Below are 16,004 nucleotides of genomic sequence, written 5' to 3'. Positions count from 1 at the left end.
GATAAATTAAACGTGGAAAGTAAAATGAAATATAATATAAAGAGAGCAAAGAAAAAGAATGAACAGCCCAAAACGGAGAATGTTACAAAAAGTTGAAAGCGACGGAAAGGGGTCGCTTCAGAAAGGTTCAACTAACAACAAGCTGTTTACGGTTAGAGAATTTAAACGTGGAAGAAGGTTTCACAATCAGTCATTCTACAGCAGCTATGAATCACAAAAAATTAAAATTTTTGTTTTTTCTATGGAGGAATTGTTTAATAAATTAACAATCAGGCCAAATAACTTCGCAATTATCATTTATATTATCGAGAAAATTATTAATTGGTTTTTTATCTGTTATTATGTGATCAATTTCACTAAAATGCGCTAATTTAAAAAAATGCCTAGTATCAAATTTTGAAGAGTCAACTAATAATATAGTCTTTTTGGTGTTACTTATCATTTTTTGTTTAATTAAAGCCTGGTTATAGTCGGCCTCATAACTGCCAATATTATCAATACCCCTACAACTAAAAATAGCAATATCTGTATAAAAGTTATCAAGAAAATTTACTGCAAAGTTTCCAAGAATAGAATTTGTTCCGTGAATAACTTCTCCTCCTGTAATAAATAATGAGATATTAGGCATTTTATTCAAGTTAGGGGCTAGATCAACACTGTTTGTTATAATCCTTAAATTGTCAACTTCTGTTAGAAAGGGAAGAATAAAAGAAGCCGTAGAGGAACTATCTAGAAAGATAGCTTGGTTCGGTCCAATAAAAGTAGAGGCTATCTCCGCTATTGAATATTTAGGTTTTACTTGCTCATCCAACCTGGATTCATAAGAATAGTCAATATTTTTAGGTATTGATAATCTTACTTCACCGTGTTCTCTAATCACCCTTCCTTGATTTTCTAATTCAATCAAGTCACGTCTTATAGTAGAAGTACTACTATACAATAGAGATTCCAATTTACGAGTTGAAATGACTTTTCTTTTTTTTAATATTTCCATAATTTTCGTTTGCCTTTCAATACTTGCCACTTCTATCCCCCCCACTTTACATGGGAAATTTTCAATAATATATTAGCCATTAATTAAATCAAGCATATATACAACTACTATATGCGCAGAACAAAATACTGTCAATTAGTTTGTGTACCCTTTTAGGATAACCTTGATTGAGGTTGCTATTTAGGCATTTTTCTAAGTACTCATGGATACTTTAGAATTCATTGTCCTTGTCTTTGGCATCTGTTTTTAAATATATTCCATCATTGCTAAAGTCGTACTAAGCCCCTTAACTTCTGCTCTTTCATTCTTTGATTATAATCGGTTGTGATAAAGATCGCCGACTTTTTGGTTCAGTAAAAATAGGTATAACGCCCCTTTGGGGGAGCGTAAAATAAAATACATACAACAATCAAGTAGGTCTATGTGATAATCTTCTTAGAAACTAATTTGGGAGGTTATGCGATGACCTTAAAAGACAAGCGAATAGAATGGAAAATACATTGCGGTGCCTGGAAGGAAAGCAGACAAAGTATAGCTGAATGGTGTCGGGGGAAGGAAATTAAAAAACTCATCAGATGTATTGTTGGGTGCAACGATTCTGTGAACACCGCAGTTCTTATATAAAGAGAAGTTGAATTATGGAAACGCCAACTAGTGAAAGATAACATTATATATACAGTTAACGATCCTCTGTTTATTTCAAACACATTTAAAGACTTTTTGTAAGGGTCTTACTATGTTACATGAACGAATATCGCCAAGGACGCCAAATATGAACGCTCACATAGGATCATCTCATAGAATTACGGGGAACGATTGTATGTCCAGATTTGAGTTTGCAACCTGTGGAGAGACTTATGAAGCGATTACAAATTCCATGAACTTTTACAACCTTCGAATCCGTATATATTGCGATTGGAATTACCGAAGATGGTATGAAAGAAGTTTTAGCCTTCATCATTGCACCAACAGAATCCGCGCACGTATGGGAAGATGGATGCAGGAACTACGTCATCGTGGTGTTAAAGACGTGGGTTACTGAGACGTTTAGTATAGAAAAGTATAATAGATAAATATGAAATTAAAAGAGCTGTGGTAATCGGAGACCGTTTATCGGACATTAATGCGATAATGACTTAATATCAATAGGATGCCGATTTGATTTCGCAAAAGAAGAGGAACTCTCTCAGGCAAACTTTTTATTAAATGATCTAAAAGAGTTAAAAAATACTACCTACACTATAATTTTTTGGTATTCGCATTATTGCTGGAAACGTTTATTTTAGACAGTTATATAAAAGATTTATCTTGGTTAACAGATAGATGCTTTAAAAAACGACGCTACAACATAAGCAAATACAATAATAATCAATTTATAATTGTTCGTTTTGTTTGTACTATAAGAAGGCATAAAATTTTTGAGGTAAACAAACTTATTCATTAACGACAAAGAGGGACATTTATAGTGTCCCTGCTTTTTGCGATTTAAAAGCTTTGATTCTAAAACAGCAGAGTATTGTTTTAACTTGTGATACACCTGATCCCAAAAACTGCATCTACATTTATTTATACTGAGTTAAGGCTGTAAATGTCACCTTTATCCTCTTTAACATCTACAGATCATTAAATGGTTCCCATCTGGATCTTTAAAGTTAAACCAATGTCCATGCTCAATCTCTGTCGTTACTTCAACGCCTTTTCCATGGATGTATTGATAAGCATCTTTAATATGATTGGTATTAAAATGAAAAAGAGGCGTGCTGATAATATTTTCCGGTTGATAAATTTTACTATCTAATACAATGTTGATCCCTTCCAGAGATAGGACATACAAATGCCCAAGCTTTATTTCGCCATCAGCCGGTAAACCTAGAAGCTCGCAATACCAATCGCGAGCTTTTTCTACATTACTTACTGGAATAAAAATTGTCCCTATTTCCTTTGATATTGGATTCACTATAGTTGGCTCCTTTCTTTAACAATTACTAAAGCTATATTACAAATCCCAATACTTTCTCTGAACACCGATTACTTTATGAACCGCCTCCATCTGATTCGGATACAAAGGACCTTCATGGTACCCCTGATCAAATGGATCGTCAATTCCACTCTTTTTCCCGGATAACGCTTCCATAACTTTTAAGGTACAAAAAGGAACGTATGCTGTACTGTATCCACCTTCGTGGCAAGCGACTAAACGTCCACTACAATGCTTCTCAGCCAACTGCTTCATTCTTAATGACATGTCGTAGAATCCTTCTGCTGTAACAAGCATTCTTCCTAAAGGATCAAATCGGCTTGGATCTTGACCAGCTGATACGAAAATAAATTCTGGCTGAAATTGGTTTACAATTGGCTCCACTACATGTTCAAATGCATACTGATACCCTTCATTTCCAGTTCCGGCTGGTAATTCAATATTTACGTTAAATCCCTCACCTTCTCCTTCACCTGTATACGTGATTTCCCCACGATTTTTCGGAAAAATGTTCTCTTGGTGAATAGAAATAAAGAGTACGTCTCGATTAGAGTAAAAAGCGCTCTCCGTCCCATTTCCATGATGCACATCCCAATCAAGAATCAGAATCCGCTTCAAACCATATTGCTTATGTAAATACTTTGCACCAATCGCGACATTATTGACTAAGCAAAAACCCATCCCTTCTCCAAATTCAGCATGATGACCAGGCGGACGCGTAAGAGCATAGACATTTTGCACTTCTCCTTGCATAACAGCATCCACAGCAGTTAACACACCTCCAGCCGATAATAGGGCAATTTCATACGAATTGGGGCCGACAATCGCATGCTCTCCCGCATCACCACCACCTGCATCACTTAGCTGCTTTAGCCGATCAATATATGCCGCGTCATGATTCATTTCTATATCCTGTTTTGTCGCTGTTCTCGGTTCAATAAGCTGGAATTCTTTAATAAATTTCGAACGATCTAGTAAATTTTTAACCCGACGCTTCGTTTCTGGATTTTCAGCATGGATATCCTCTTGAATCCAACCACCAGAACTAAGATTTAATGCCCCATTGCCAGTTTGATGCCAAAAATAGCTTTCGTCATAAATAAATCCCGTTTTTTTCATTAAAATCCTCCTTTTTCAGATTTTATGTTAAAAATATAGATACCTCATCGTTTTACAAGGCAGCAAAAATTTCACTAAGATAAGTACTTCTAAATAAATATGAGTTGATTCAAAAAATAATTATATTATTTAAAATTTATCAAATATTATTCGCGTAATCAATTTTTAGATCTATTTGTATACATTTTCAAACAATGGATCTATTTACTTGCTTCGCTCTCTGTATTAGTTTCAAATCCTAGCAGAAACAAGCTCCGATAATTTGGAGCTTGTTTTGCTTGGCTTAAGTATAAATAGCAGTATTCTTAACATATTTCTCTACATTATACCTAATAGATAAATTTAATATTAGTATAAAGACCAATCAATATTGTCTAAATATCTCCAAGGGAATAGATATTTTTCAATTCATAACTAAGCCGCCATCAACCACTAGGTTTTGTCCTGTTACGGCTCGACTCAAGGGAGAGGCAAAAAACAGAACCACATCAGCGACATCTTCGGGTGTAGTCGCTTTTTGCAGCGGCGTTTCTTCTTTAATCAGCTTAAAAACTGCATCCGGAGTTTCAGCACTTGCATCTGTTTTGTTTAACAAACCGCCAGATACCATATTTACAGTAATGCCATTTGGACCTAGCTCTTTAGCCATGGATCGAGTAAAACCAAGTAAAGCAGCTTTACCAGTATTATAATCGTGATAGGGAACGACTGGATTTTGTACAAGATTCGTTCCAATATTTATGATACGACCAAAGTTCTGGTTCACCATATCTGCTCTTCCTGCTTGCAAAGTGTGGAATGCGGCCTTTACACTTCCTTCAAATTGCGTTTGAAACTCATTCCACTTTATAGAATCTAACTTATTACGTAACTCTCCATTAAATGTAAAATCAATTAGTGCATTATTAACAATCGTTGTAATGGGCTTTTTAAAATAATTCCTCGCTTTTACAAACAAAGCATTTACTTCTTCTAGATTACGAACATCTGCTTGAATAGCAAGCGCTCGTTCATTGCCAATTTGCTCAACTACTTCCTCAGCTTTTTCCTTATTCATAAAGTAGTTGACCACTACTTTTGCACCAGTTTCCCCAAAAGCTTTTGCAATTGCGGCTCCAAGCCCTCTACTTGCTCCTGTAACCAATACAACTTGTTCTTTTAAATCCATAATCAAAAACAACTCCTTTATATTAAAATTTTTATAAAGTGAATCTTCAATCTGTGGGGGTTTTCTTTCATCCCCCGCTGATTGCCAGTACCATAATGGTATGACCTAAAGGCATCTTACGAAATTGGGTATTTAGGTGCTGTTATCACTCACTTAGACTTGTCTTAATTTTAACGCTTCAATTTGGGTCGAGATGAATGTTTCAATTGCCGTAAAATCTTCTCCATCACACATTTGTGTTCCCCCCAAAGATCAGATAAGCCTTAAGATCATTGTTTTAGCCTTTTTGATTCTCTATAGTTTGCATCTGTTTATCTCTTTCTGTTAACCATTTATTATTTCAACTCTGCTTTTATTTATTAATGAAGAGAAAAACTACTCAATGTTTTAATGAACAATGAAATGTCTGAAAAAGCAACTGGATAAGCGCATAAAAAACAGCTCCCGTTTTATAATGAGGAAAACAGAAGCTGTTTTTTAATCGGTCCCTATCTATTTAATCTAAATTAGTCGCCACTAGTACCCGATATGCCCTAGATTACCTCATCTATTCATTCAACAAATCCGCTACGATTTTTTCGTTTCGCTTGTAGAGTTTTTCATTATGGGAAGATACCATTGCCGTTTTCGTTGCTTCAGGTTCAAGATAAAGCTTAGCTTGATTCACTGCATTTGCTGCATCTTGAAAAGCACCAGCAATAAGATGCAACTTTCCGTCATGATGTAAAATATCCCCAGCAGCAAATAAACCAGGAATAGAGCTTTCGCTACTGCTCGATCCAGATATGAAATAGTTGTCACTTATTTGAATGTCAAGCGGGCTATTTTCGAGTAGCGATTTGTCTCTATCATAACCATGGTTTACAATGACGTCATCGATTGGTATATATTGCACAACTCCGGACTCCCGATTTGTAATCGCTACTTTCTCAATACAATCGCCAGCATCATTTGCTACTAATTCCGTAATTTGGGTTTGGGTAAAGCAAACAACGGAATTATTTTTTAGATATGTAATTTGAGATTCGTGACACGAAAAATCACTCCGACAGGCAATATATACTTCTTTGGCAATACCTGATAATTCTTTTGCCCAATCCGTTGCAGAATTACCGCCGCCAGAAATCAATACACGCTTATTTTTAAATTGCTTCAAGTTCTTCACAGAATAATGTAGGTTTGTTTCTTCAAAATCAATTGCATTAGGGAGTGGTAAACGTTTCGGATTTAAAATACCACCTCCCACTGCAACAATGATTGTCTTGGAATAATGTATGTTTCCTGAGGCCGCTTTCACAATAAAGAGACCTGTTTCATTTTTGTCAATGCATACAACTTCCTCATTCAGCACTACCTTAGGATCAAAAGTGAGCCCTTGCTCTACCATGTTTTCAACGACTTGTTGTCCTGGAAGTGGAGGCATAGCCCCTATGTCCCAAACAATTTTTTCTGGATAAACGTTGACTTTACCACCTAGAAAAGGGTGGTACTCAATGATTTTTGTTTTCATTTCACGTAGCCCGCTATAAAATGCTGAGAATAATCCTGCCGGGCCTCCCCCAATAATGGTTACATCATACACGTCTGAATCAGAGATATGAATCATTTAAATGCTCCTCACAAATGAAAATGATTATCAGTTGCATTTATCGTACAACAATCGCAAAAATGTTGCAACCTTTTTCTAAACACGAATGTAACAGATAAGCTCCCTTCCGGCAGTCATTACTTTGAGTAAGGATAGAAATTTTTTAGTAGACGAATTCTTAAAGTAATTAACGATAACTAATATTCAACCATGTTTTTTACGCTTTTATTTTACTAGAAGTAATTGACAAGCAAGGGAAAAGCGTATATCATTTGTTAATGATAATCATTATCAATTATCAATAAAATAGCAATCAATGTACCTATTTTAAAATAATGTAACAAACAACATCGGTCATTAGGCGATCAACACTGTTTTCATATCGCCATACTCAGCAAAGGAGGTATACGCATGTATCGTTTAACTACAAATGACTTAAGCGTTGGCTATGGAAAAGAGCCAATTGTACGGAATTTATCTGTTGAAATTCCAGATAGTAAGATTACTTCGATTATTGGCAGTAATGGTTGCGGAAAATCGACTTTATTAAAAGCGATAACGAGAATCATCCCCTACGAAGAAGGCTCCGTGCTTTTAGATGGATCAAAGATTGCCACCATGAAGACAAAGGATGTCGCCAAAAGAATGGCCATTCTCCCACAAACACCGGATAGTGCAAGTGGTTTAACAGTTGGTGAATTAGTATCTTATGGACGATTTCCACACCAAAACGGTCTAGGACGACTAAAGAAAGCAGATATCGATATGATTCATTGGGCAATGGAAGTAACGGCTGTATTAGAGTTTAAACATAGAACAGTCGATGAGTTATCCGGCGGACAGAGACAACGTGTATGGATAGCGATGGCTTTAGCACAAGAGACAGACATCATTCTGCTGGATGAACCAACAACCTATTTGGATATGGCACATCAACTAGATGTTCTACAATTACTGGAACAACTTAATAAAGAAGAAGGTCGGACCATTGTCATGGTCTTGCATGACATCAATCAAGCAGCTAGGTTTAGTGATTATTTACTCGCCATGCGTTCCGGGAAAATTATTCAAGCAGGAAGTCCTCATGAAGTACTTACAAAAGACATGCTACGAAATGTATATGAGATTGATGGAGAAATTGCCACAGATCCTCGCACAGGCAAGCCGATGTGTATCACCTACGATTTAATCAAACAAAAGGAGAAGCAAAGCTATGAAAAAACGATTCATTCTGCTATTTAGTGTCATCATTCTTTTACTAAGTGCTTGTAATACCAATGAAGAAAAGAAACAAGAAAAAGCGGCTTCAGAAAATGAAAAAGATACAATTACTTATGAATCCGAAAATGGTCCTGTAGAAGTACCTGCAGATCCACAACGTGTTGTTGTCCTTAGTCAATTTGCTGGGAACTTGATCAAGCTCGGTGTCAATATTGTTGGCGCTGATTCATGGGCGAAAGATAATCCTCGTTTTGAAGAATTAAAAGATGCTGCAACCGTTTCAGATGACAACTTGGAACAGATTATTGAATTAGAGCCAGATTTAATCATTGGTCTTTCTTCCGCCAAAAACATTGATAAATTAAAAGAAATTGCACCTACCGTTACATTTACTTATGGTAAAGCCGATTATCTACAGCAACATATTGAAGTTGGAAAGCTTGTTAATAAGGAAGAAGAAGCCCGCAAATGGGTAGAGAACTTTGAACAAGAAGCCACAGAAGTAGGTAAACAAATTAAAGATAAAATCGGCGAAGATGCTACGGTATCCGTTGTTGAAAAGTTTGATAAACAATGGTATGTATTTGGTGATAACTGGGGACGAGGTACAGAAATCCTCTATCAGGCCATGGGATTAAAAATGCCAGAAACAGTTAAAAAGCATGCTTTAAAAGATGGTTATTATGCCCTATCAGAAGAAGTGATTCCAGACTTTGCAGGTGATTATTTAATTGTTAGTGACCAATCTGGTGCAAAAGATACCTCTTACCTAGAGTCCGATATTTTCCAAAGCATTCCGGCTGTTCAAAATGACAACGTATTTGTCATCGATGGAAAGAAATTTTACTTCAATGATGCATCAACACTTGAATATCAGTTGGAGTTTTTCAAGGGAAAATTTTTAGGAGAGTAACCAGGTGGAGAAAGTGGAGAAAGAAATCAATCATTCAGCTTTCACAATCAAATTAGTTATCGCCATTATTCTATGCCTCTTGACGTTTCTTATGGCTACAAAAATGGGAGCAAAAGAGACCAGTTTTAGCGATGTTTTTCATGCGTTTTTCCAACAGGATCATTCAGAAAGTTATTCTACTATTCGAGATATTCGCCTGCCAAGAGAAGTTGCAGTTATGTTTGTCGGTGCTGCACTTGCCGTCTCAGGCGCAATTATGCAAGGAATGACACGTAATCCTTTAGCTGATCCTGGATTACTTGGCTTAACGTCTGGTGCAAATGCTGCGTTAGCATTTGCACTAGCGCTTGTGCCAAAAGTGGATACGTTCGGCATTATGATTGCATGTTTTATTGGAGCTGCTTTTGGAGCTGGTCTTGTCTTTGGTATCGGTTCTATTCAAAAAGGTGGGTTTACCCCTGTCAAATTAGTATTAGCAGGTGCTGCAATCTCTATCTTTCTGCAAGCAGTGGCAGATGGTGTTGGCTTATATTTTAAACTTTCAAAAAATATTTCCCTTTGGACTGCCGGCGGTGCAATTGGTACGACATGGCAGCAACTAGCGATTGTGGTTCCGTTTATTTTAGTAGGCTTACTAATTGCATTAACTCTATCTCGCCAAGTAACCATTCTCAGCTTAAATGAAGAAGTAGCTATTGGTTTGGGACAAGAAACGAAGCGCATACGCTGGCTATTATTTTTCGTTGTGGTTATATTAGCTGGTGCTGCTGTTGCTTTAGTTGGTAATATGGCATTTATCGGCTTAATGATTCCACATATGGTACGAGCAATAGTCGGTGTGGATTATCGCCAAGTCATTCCTATATCTATTTTTGCTGGAGCCGTCTTTATGCTGCTAGCAGATTTAGTTGGACGAACGATTAATGCGCCAATGGAGACACCTGTGGTTTCGATTGTTGCTGTTCTCGGACTCCCTTTCTTTCTATTTGTCGTGCGAAAAGGAGGAAGAGCGTTACAATGATCCCATCCTATTTAATACGAAAACAACGTATCATTATTCTTATTTTAGGAATGCTCATTTTCATCACTTCCATTATAGCAATTAGTGTCGGACCAGCTTCCGTGTCCATTGATCGCTTAATCCCAACTATCCTAGGGGATGGAACCTTTAAAGAAGATTTCGTGTTTTTCTCGATTCGCTTGCCACGACTTATTATTATTGTATTAGCAGGAATGGCGCTAGCACTTTCAGGAGCCATTTTACAAGCTTTAACACGAAATGAGCTGGCAGATCCGGGAATCATTGGAATTAACTCGGGGGCTGGTGTGGCAATTGCCGTCTTCTTTTTATTCATGCCGATAGAAGTTGGGAAATTTGTGTATATGTTACCGGTTGTCGCTTTTATCGGTGCTATGGCTACTGCCATATTGATCTATTTATTTTCCTATCAAAGAAAAACCGGTGCAAAGCCTGTACATCTCGTTCTTGTTGGGGTCGGGTTTTCCATGGCGTTATCTGGTTTAATGGTAGTACTAACTTCCGGCGCAAAAAGCGAAAAGGTCGATTTCATTGCAAACTGGCTAGCGGGAAATATATGGGGGACGGATTGGCCATTTATCTTAGCGCTGTTTCCCTGGATTTTGATTTTATTTCCATATACATACATGAAATCACACCAGTTAAACATTTTTGGGATGAGTGAACCGGTTGGAATTGGACTTGGCATGCGGGTGGAAAAAGAAAGAGTTGTTTTATTGATGGTAGCCGTTGCATTAGCAGCCGCTACAGTCTCTGTCACGGGTGGCATTACATTTATCGGATTAATGGCACCACATATCGCAAAAAGGCTCGTCGGTCCACGACATCAGTTATTCCTGCCAATCACTATCCTGATTGGTGCTTGGTTGTTATTAATAGCCGATACAATTGGCAGAAATGCACTACAGCCAGAAAGCATCCCAACGGGTATCGTTGTTGCCATTATCGGAGCACCATATTTTATTTATTTATTACTACGAAGCAAATAATAAGGCGGGTGGGCAGAAACTCACTCGTTTTTTATACTATAGAAAGCCTCGTAGCACTCGCGCGGAACTGGCCACCGACTATTATAAAAAGTGTTTATAGACAAGTCTTTTCATGCCGAAAACGATTGCTTTCACTATTAACACAAGGTAACAAACCAAGTCTTTCTATTGTAGCTGGAACTATTAACAAGGCGTATTATAGATAAATAAAAATAGATTTATAATTTTCAAATTTATTTGCAAATAGATATTTGAAATTATATAATGACATTAGATGAAAAAGAAATGATTTGTAGAGTAATTGATTAAAATGGAAAGAGGTTGTCAACAAGGGTCAGGCATCCTACTATTTAAAGAATTAAAAGGAGGAAGACAATGTTTTCATGGACCGCATTAACCCCCATTGGTCTTATATTGGTGCCCCTGTTTTTGGTTTATGTATATGCGTATATAAAATTCTCCCGAAGTGGTGAGTCTAAAACGGAACATGGGGAAAAAATCATGCAACAAGCTTATAAGTATTCCATTCCTGTTTTCCCTATCGGATGGTTATTGATCGAGGCTTATCACCGTTTGATCTCAAATGTCAGTTTAGATATTTACCGAGATTGTATCGCTATTTTAGTTCTGCTATTTTTTAGCATTCAAGGATTAACGATCATTTTCTTGAAAAATAATAGCTCCTTGCAACCAAATAGCGAGAGACATTAAGGGCCTTTATTTATCAATAACATAGCCTTAAAAATTTTTCATGGAACATCTACAAAGAAACCTGTCCCATTCTTAGATTTTTTTATTTGCTATTTTCTTTTTAATCGTTTCTATTTGGTCGAGTAGGAGGGAACCTTTCCTTTGGGATTGTGTTCCGCCCCCTCACAGATCCGTGCGGGCGCAATTAACGCACACGGATCCTCACCAACATCTTTCACAAATTCTGCTATCCTTACAAGTTTTGTTTCCACTATTGCTCTACCTCCGTGTGTAGTAAGTGTGTCCCTAGTAAGGGTGATGTTGGTGTGACACGCCTTCCCTCTTATCGGCATTACCCGACGTCTTTGGTACTATGCGGTCATCCGACTTCCTGTTGTCATCTGGCTTCCTCTCTTTGTATCGATTGTTCCGCCATACTCTCCCCTTTTTTCCTAGAAGAAAGAACAAACAGGATATCCCGAGTTATCGTGTAATCATTGTGTAACATGCCTGGCTCTTCGACTGCGAGAGGGCTCTATATACCTTACCAAAGCGGTATATATCGTGTGGTTTTCCAGCCTTTCGACACTGTCAACCTCTCCGTTTTAACATATTACGCAGCTCAATCACTTTCAGGCCTATTACCTAACTGTCTACGCTTAACTCCAATAATTACTTGTTGAAGTCCAAGACTCGCTATTGATGGCTTGGTTAAAGCCTTATCAAACAGGAGTTCCACCTGTTAAATTACACGACCTATGCTCGGTCGCTCCAAAAGCTCTTGTTTATAGCTTTTAAGTTTTAAATCATTGAACAACATCTCAAAGAAACATTGTGAGCTGTGAATGAGAGCTTTTAATAATTCCTCTTCCATTACGACCAAGGAATCCTCGTCAATTGTTATTTTAGATTTAAGGCCGACTTCCTTTGTCATTACTCATTCAATCGGTTGACTAGGAAAAAAAAGCCGAGAATCCATTGTCTATATATTCTTCTAATGCATTCAAATAATAAGCATATAAAGAAGCTAAGTCGTCATAAATTGGTATGCCACCAAACTCTTTACCGTATGCAGTAAATACTACTCCTCCTTCAAGCATCAATATACCATTTTCAACATACGCCGCTTTATTTTTCCTTACTAATTCAATCAAAGACTGGTTATTAAAACCACCAATATAAGCGTTTCTACTTCTAGTAAAATCATTTAAATGATATACTTTCTCTCTCAAAAAGAAGCAGTTTATTTCCATTTAACCACCTCGCATCCCAATAACATAGATATTCATAAGCTAATATTAATTGTGCTCCTAATGTGTTCACAAACATATTCTTCATACAACGAAATGAAAAAGAAACGGATTAGATGAGGATTATTATCCAATGGCTTAAAAAATTATTAGTTTGCGTGAGAAGCAATTCCTAACCAAGCTCCCATGCTTCAAAAAAACTAATCACTTGAACTGCTATCGTTAATTTAAGCTAACAAAGCTTTACATTATCATATGTTATCACCTATTAGTAGATTTATTTCTCTATCGGTAATGGTTAGATCTTGTATTTCGTTATTTATCTTCTAACCCGTGATTCACTAATAATATTATGCACTATCAACATTTATGCCGCTTAGTTCTCTTTTTTCCTCAGACTTCCCTTTCTGCTTATCTTCCCCATTTTCATTTCCTTATTATTACGACTCTACTTCATGCTCGATCTTTGCCTCTTTGTCTGTTCCACCAGAAAATGTAACCAAAATAACTATTAAAAAACTAATCCAAATGATAATCATACTTTTTTCAAATCCAATAATATTACGCTGTATCCTGGCTATTTTTTAATTATAAAATAAACCAACTAAATTGGCTAAAGTACAGTAATTATTTAATCCAAATTATGGAATATTTACTATTTAAAGTGTCACAGATTTGGGTTACAATGAAAAGGAATTAATCCCGCTACAAATTGCGTAATCGCATAATTTTATTTAGAGTAAATAGAGCTCTTGGTTGGGAGGTAAAAATAAATTTGGCTAGAAGACAAAAACAAAAACTAATGTTTCATTTTCTCATCTTTGTTTGTTTTTTTATTGGTATTCTATTAGGCTTATACGGTCAAGATTTAGCATATTTTTTAAATGAAAAAGTGTACACTGCTATTTACCCTATATATTATTTAACAGCTTCCACTATAACCAGTATTAGTATGTTTTTAATCTCATTGCTATTTGTTTACATTGCAGCTAAAAAGAAAATACTAAGTAAAACTATTTCTTCTAGATATGCATGGTCTATTTTTATAACTGGTTTTTTTATCTCTTGTTGGTCCATGTTTGTATTAGCTATGTGGTGGGGATAACTAGCGGAACTTTCCCTTGATAGTAAAAAGAGTTATATGTTCATTAGTAAGACATGCATGTATGATATCTTAGAAACTAGATAAGTAGGGTTATTGGTAGATTTTCTACAAAAGGGAAGATCAAAAAATGAAATTTGAGTATGTAAAATTTGAGGTGCTTTTACCGGAAGATTACATCGTTCCTTTACGTAACGAATGGAACAAGTACGGATATATAACAGTTGGGGACTACGATCATGTTGTTTCGTACAGTGAGACGAAAGGATATTGGAGACCTTTAGAAGCATCTAACCCATTTGAAGGTAAAACAGGAAATATAGCAAACGGTTCAGAATGTAAAATGGAATTTAAAACTCCATTTGAAAATATAGAGGAAGTAAAAACGATTATTAAAAGTATTCACCCTTACGAGGAACCAATAATTAACGTTGTGCCTTTACTTAGTTAAATCCTAATGCGTTTCAACTTAAAATAGAGAATGAAGTTGTAACTCTATGTCTACGATTATAGGTACTGTACTATAACGAACCTATTTTTAGAGATTCAAGGAGAAGACAATGTACTTTTAATGTTTACATAACGTACCTTTTCAATATGATACGTTATAATTAAAGAAAAGGAATGATTCAATGAAGAAACGAAGAAAGGTTTTTTATTATAACGTTGTTATACTATTGCTCGTTCTATTGCTCATGGGATGTGCAAGTGATGATAAGGAAAAATCAGAAACGGATTCCTCAGATAATGACACTAGTTTAGCATCTGAGAAAGAAACGAAATAGACAGAAAAGAACGATCTAGACAACGAAGCAGAAGATGAAGCGGAATCAACTGGAACAGCAGGAAGCACAACTACTAACCAGTCTAATAATGGCACTGACTCAACAGATGAGCCTGAAAGTAGAGAAGAGAATGCATTATCCAATTATTCTACTGAGGAAATGGAATACGCTCGAGTTTGGCTTCAGCTTGGAGAAATAAAGGATGTAGATGAATTGAATGTTCGACATATTCCAGCTGGTACACCACTTAACCCTGACGATGAAACAAGCGTCAACTATCCAGAAGATGTGATCCAACTTGCAGGTAGTCGCTTAGTAGATGGCTCCGTAACCTACAGCAGTAATGGGGATGGAACCGAGCAGTAAACTACTTTGAACATGGTCAGCAGTTAACACCTGCACATGGTCATGCAGCAATGATGGGTGTTTATGGAATGTTTGCAATAGCTGTACTTATCTACTCACTGCGAAATGTGGTTAAACCTGAGAAATGGAATGATACGTGGTTGAAATGGTCATTCTGGCTATTAAATATCGGATTATTTGGGATGGTATTTGTTTCCTTAACACCAATTAGATTTATCCAATTGAAGGAAGCCTTCGATAATGGGTATTGGGCATCACGAACAAGTGAGTTTCTACAACAAGATATTATTCAAGATCTATTATTATGGCGTGCCGTACCAGATACAATCTTTCTCATAGGTGTGATCATCTTGGTTGTATTTACGATAAAAATTATGTTCCATCTGAAAAAACCTAAATATAAAGGTGGAGATAGCATACCTGAAGCGGAAGAATAAGCAGATGAATAGATGAATTGAAAACGAGGTAACTAGAAAAATAGTTACCTCGTTGTTTTTACTTTACCAGACAGTCAATAAGTTTTGGAATCGCTATATCTAAAAAGGCTACCTTGGAACACCATAAGTAACATGATAATCTAACAGTCCGATTTCCACGCTCGAATCAAAACTGGTTATTGCAACGAGTATGTTTGAAAACAATCGTGTGCACAGTTTTAATACGAATTATTTACGTCAAAGAAAATAATAAAGCATCGTTATTACTTTTAGGCGTGAATTAAACTCAGCCCTTTTTTCTAAAAAGTAAGCAGGGCTATAAATATTTATGTTAAACGCTTGTGTGCGACAAAATTTTTCACATG

At 36.4% G+C, this 16,004-nt stretch carries 15 protein-coding genes and 2 pseudogenes; 11 read left to right on the top strand and 6 right to left on the bottom strand.

Annotated features, from left to right (window positions below; all coding sequences use genetic code 11):
• Positions 1-262: 262 nt before the first annotated feature.
• On the bottom strand, positions 263-1,024 hold the full coding sequence (locus tag BKP57_RS11890; protein ID WP_050349578.1) for a DeoR/GlpR family DNA-binding transcription regulator: 762 nt from the start codon (positions 1,022-1,024) through the stop codon (positions 263-265).
• A gap of 866 nt (positions 1,025-1,890) precedes the next feature.
• Between BKP57_RS11890 and BKP57_RS22865 the strand changes: the two are divergent.
• Positions 1,891-2,027 (top strand): annotated as a pseudogene (locus BKP57_RS22865) (transposase); the annotation flags it as partial.
• 573 nt (positions 2,028-2,600) lie between these two features.
• Here the strand turns inward: BKP57_RS22865 and BKP57_RS11880 are convergent.
• From BKP57_RS11880 to BKP57_RS11865, 4 genes are all read right to left on the bottom strand, one after another.
• Positions 2,601-2,954, bottom strand: a complete 354-nt coding sequence (locus BKP57_RS11880) for a VOC family protein (protein WP_072741568.1) — start codon at positions 2,952-2,954, stop codon at positions 2,601-2,603.
• 36 nt (positions 2,955-2,990) lie between these two features.
• Positions 2,991-4,091, bottom strand: a complete 1,101-nt coding sequence (locus BKP57_RS11875; protein ID WP_050349581.1) for a class II histone deacetylase — start codon at positions 4,089-4,091, stop codon at positions 2,991-2,993.
• A gap of 403 nt (positions 4,092-4,494) precedes the next feature.
• Positions 4,495-5,259, bottom strand: coding sequence for a 3-oxoacyl-ACP reductase (locus tag BKP57_RS11870; RefSeq protein WP_050349582.1), 765 nt, complete (start codon positions 5,257-5,259; stop codon positions 4,495-4,497).
• Between the two features lie 547 nt (positions 5,260-5,806).
• Positions 5,807-6,865, bottom strand: a complete 1,059-nt coding sequence (locus BKP57_RS11865) for an NAD(P)/FAD-dependent oxidoreductase (protein ID WP_050349583.1) — start codon at positions 6,863-6,865, stop codon at positions 5,807-5,809.
• A 393-nt stretch (positions 6,866-7,258) separates the two neighbouring features.
• On the opposite strand from BKP57_RS11865, the gene BKP57_RS11860 reads away from it, so the two are divergent.
• The 5 genes from BKP57_RS11860 (at position 7,259) to BKP57_RS11840 (ending at position 11,720) form a co-directional block, all read left to right on the top strand.
• On the top strand, positions 7,259-8,089 hold the full coding sequence (locus tag BKP57_RS11860) for an ABC transporter ATP-binding protein (RefSeq protein WP_072741567.1): 831 nt from the start codon (positions 7,259-7,261) through the stop codon (positions 8,087-8,089).
• Complete coding sequence (locus BKP57_RS11855) at positions 8,061-8,981, top strand: iron-hydroxamate ABC transporter substrate-binding protein (RefSeq protein WP_050349585.1); 921 nt, start codon at positions 8,061-8,063, stop codon at positions 8,979-8,981. The genes BKP57_RS11860 and BKP57_RS11855 overlap by 29 nt, the downstream gene beginning before the upstream one ends.
• A 4-nt stretch (positions 8,982-8,985) precedes the next feature.
• Entirely contained in the window at positions 8,986-10,002 is a 1,017-nt protein-coding gene (locus BKP57_RS11850) for a FecCD family ABC transporter permease (RefSeq protein ID WP_156875318.1), read from the top strand.
• Positions 9,999-11,009, top strand: coding sequence for a FecCD family ABC transporter permease (locus BKP57_RS11845; RefSeq protein WP_050349586.1), 1,011 nt, complete (start codon positions 9,999-10,001; stop codon positions 11,007-11,009). The genes BKP57_RS11850 and BKP57_RS11845 overlap by 4 nt, the downstream gene beginning before the upstream one ends.
• 375 nt (positions 11,010-11,384) lie before the next feature.
• The gene (locus BKP57_RS11840) at positions 11,385-11,720 is read left to right on the top strand and encodes a hypothetical protein (protein WP_050349587.1); all 336 of its coding nucleotides are present in this window, start codon (positions 11,385-11,387) and stop codon (positions 11,718-11,720) included.
• A 932-nt stretch (positions 11,721-12,652) separates the two neighbouring features.
• Here BKP57_RS11840 and BKP57_RS11835 read toward each other — a convergent pair.
• Positions 12,653-12,931: a hypothetical protein gene (locus tag BKP57_RS11835; protein WP_156875317.1), complete on the bottom strand. Its 279-nt coding sequence runs from the start codon at positions 12,929-12,931 to the stop codon at positions 12,653-12,655.
• A gap of 793 nt (positions 12,932-13,724) precedes the next feature.
• Between BKP57_RS11835 and BKP57_RS11830 the strand changes: the two genes are divergently transcribed.
• The 5 genes and pseudogenes from BKP57_RS11830 to BKP57_RS11815 all read left to right on the top strand — a co-directional run.
• Positions 13,725-14,054, top strand: a complete 330-nt coding sequence (locus BKP57_RS11830; RefSeq protein ID WP_050349590.1) for a hypothetical protein — start codon at positions 13,725-13,727, stop codon at positions 14,052-14,054.
• Between the two features lie 127 nt (positions 14,055-14,181).
• Positions 14,182-14,502: a divalent cation tolerance protein CutA gene (gene cutA, locus BKP57_RS11825; protein ID WP_072741565.1), complete on the top strand. Its 321-nt coding sequence runs from the start codon at positions 14,182-14,184 to the stop codon at positions 14,500-14,502.
• 181 nt (positions 14,503-14,683) lie between these two features.
• Complete coding sequence (locus BKP57_RS22085) at positions 14,684-14,836, top strand: hypothetical protein (protein WP_156875316.1); 153 nt, start codon at positions 14,684-14,686, stop codon at positions 14,834-14,836.
• Between the two features lie 159 nt (positions 14,837-14,995).
• Positions 14,996-15,202 (top strand): hypothetical protein, encoded by a 207-nt coding sequence (locus tag BKP57_RS22080; protein ID WP_050349592.1) that lies wholly within the window; start codon positions 14,996-14,998, stop codon positions 15,200-15,202.
• A pseudogene (locus tag BKP57_RS11815) lies at positions 15,196-15,639 on the top strand (cbb3-type cytochrome c oxidase subunit I); the annotation flags it as partial. The gene BKP57_RS22080 and the pseudogene BKP57_RS11815, both read left to right, overlap by 7 nt.
• Between the last annotated feature and the right edge of the window lie 365 nt (positions 15,640-16,004).

This window comes from Virgibacillus sp. 6R (assembly GCF_001895305.1).
GTDB lineage: Bacteria > Bacillota > Bacilli > Bacillales > Amphibacillaceae > Virgibacillus > Virgibacillus pantothenticus.
This window is presented reverse-complemented; position numbering and strand designations above follow the sequence as displayed.